We start from the raw sequence: 2,407 nt of genomic DNA on the forward strand, positions 1-2,407 counted from the left end.
CGATAAATACTTCACCGAACGGTACATACTCGATGTGCTGAGCCACCTCGCCGTCAAGGTTGGTGATGTAGCTACTGCTGCCCAAATGGTCGGGGTGGTAGTAGAACTGCATCTTTTCGTAGGCGTCGTTCGGCTTGAAGTTGCCGTTTGCAGCCCTTGTGCGTGCCATAGCCCTTGCCTGTGCTGCCTCCGGCGTACCATCATTGCAGCAGAAGCCTTGACCATTCACGTAGTCATCGTTGTCCTTACCATTATATGGCAAGTCAAACGTTTTGTAATTGTCTTTAATGGATTGTAACTGCTGGTTGTACTTATCCTTGTAGTTAATGGTAAGACCATCAGCTTCATTGCCTGCATACGGTATTCGTCTTGGGTCTGTCTCTTATGTTCACCGATATATGCTGCTTTTTTGATTTTATTTCAAATTCAATCATAATTTCTAATTAATTATGGTTATCAATTATTTAACGTCGTTCTTTCCTGTTTTATTGCTTACGGCTTTTAATACCCACATAATGGTTATGATGAACACCCATATAAGGGTATTGCCCGTTACCCTTATAAGGGTGTTGGGGCATACCCTTGTATGGGTAAGTTCAAACTGTTTATATATGGTTTACCATAGTCTTGCTGTTTTTGTTATACAATCTGTTCTTTATCGCTGCTGTGGCTTGGCGTTTCCGTGCCACGTTTGTTATTCTTTTTATTTTGATAACTCTCGATTTGGAGCATTATCCATATGAGAAACTATTTCGTCGACAGTATTCAATTCTTTATATGTGTCAACTAATGGTCTTCCGAACGAATCTGTTTTGAAAGTAACGCAACCACCATTTCTATCTCCATTTGAGTGATTTTCTATTGTGTATCTTGTAAAAGATTTGAGATTTATTTTTTGCATTTCCTTGGGATGTAGTGCCGTCGTAACTTTGTAAGATGGATTATTTCTATTGAAATAGAATACATTAACTGCTACGGAATCTTTTCTAAGTTCCACATCATATATCATGTAATTTAATCCATCTTCTTCTATTGACATATAATAAATACCATTTCCTTGTTTTGTATATACTCCTTTATCGTTAATATCAAGAGAAATTGAGTTATCTGAGCATCCTGCCAATATTGCACAAGCAACAATATATCGCATAGCATTACTTATTTTGATTTTCATAATCTTCCCACCATACATTAATTTTATTTATCTTGTATTTATCCGTATTGTTTGACTTAATTAAATTCTCTAAAGAATTTGCACCATATTTTTGGTTGACAAATTTATTAAAATTACGAAATACAATAGATCCATTTTCTGCTTGTTTTTCTAAGGGAGAAAAATCATGACCACCAGATTCGATATATGAATACGCAAATTTTGTTAAATACGAACCAGTTCGATTTGCTGATTTTGGTATTATAACTGGATCTTTTGAGTACATGGAAGCCTCAAGTAAAGTTTGATAATTAACATCTGCAAATTTGTTGCTTTCATCAATATGGTTTATGTGTCCAACTTCGTGGCTTGCAATATTAAGCCAAGCATAATAGTTTTGCCCTAAACTATTATCGTCAAAGAGGTTGTTGGTGAATGTTATAGCATAACCATTGCCTTGTGGTAGCGTGATTCCACCATAGTGTTCACTACCATACCACGGATATGGGTGTGTAACACTGCGTTCGTAAACTTTTGCTTTTGCTATATTACTTTCATTTACGCCTGAAACAAGCGATAACAGATGAACTGCAACAGGAGTAAAGGTATAATAATTACTCTTCCACCACGATGTTTTATGTAGTTGTAATAAATGCTTTGGATACAATCCCAGAATATCTGCAAAAACGATAGGATTTCCGTTTGTATAAGTATATGCAGATACGCTAGGATACTTCTCCTGCATCGGATCCACACTCATCCATAAACTCAACCTCGGCTCATAATATCTCGCACCATAGTAGTACATACCTGTTTCCTCATCAAATTCTTTTGCATTGAAGAGATAAGGCGTGTTCCAAGTATTGTTGCGTTCTTCGATAAACACCTCACCGAAGGGCACATACTCGATGTGCTGAGCTACCTCGCCGTCAAGATTGGTGATGTAGCTTGAGCTGCCCAAGTGGTCGGGGTGATAGTAGAACTGCATCTTCTCGTACTCGTCGTTCTCCTTGAAGTTACCGCTGACAGCTTTGGCACCTGCCACGTTTGCCGCCATTGCCTTGGCCTGTGCAGCCTCCGGGGTTCCGTCGTTGCAGCAGAAGCCCTCGCCATCCACGTAGTCGTTGTTGTCCTGACCGTTATATGGGATGTCAAACGCCTTGTAGTTGTCCTTGATGGATTGCAGTTGCTGACTATATTTTGCCTTATAGTCTACGGTTACACCATCAGCCTCATTGCCTGCGTATGGTATTC

Annotated in this window: 2 protein-coding genes and 1 pseudogene; all 3 read right to left on the bottom strand. The window is 39.0% G+C overall.

Annotated features, from left to right (window positions below; translation table 11 throughout):
* Window positions 1–376 (bottom strand): annotated as a pseudogene (locus E0E16_RS13200) (peptidoglycan DD-metalloendopeptidase family protein); the annotation flags it as partial.
* A gap of 327 nt (window positions 377–703) precedes the next feature.
* Entirely contained in the window at window positions 704–1,174 is a 471-nt protein-coding gene (locus tag E0E16_RS13205; RefSeq protein ID WP_040555522.1) for a hypothetical protein, read from the bottom strand.
* A partial coding sequence (locus tag E0E16_RS13210; protein WP_255418196.1) for an RHS repeat domain-containing protein occupies window positions 1,155–2,407 on the bottom strand: 1,253 nt, incomplete at its 5' end. The genes E0E16_RS13210 and E0E16_RS13205, both read right to left, overlap by 20 nt.

This window comes from Prevotella rectalis (assembly GCF_900607215.1).
GTDB classification, from domain to species: domain Bacteria; phylum Bacteroidota; class Bacteroidia; order Bacteroidales; family Bacteroidaceae; genus Prevotella; species Prevotella brunnea.

Excerpts from the sequence above, each read along its gene's own strand:
- E0E16_RS13205 (WP_040555522.1), bottom strand. The coding sequence starts at position 1,174 with ATGAAAATCAAAATAAGTAATGCTATGCGATATATTGTTGCTTGTGCA.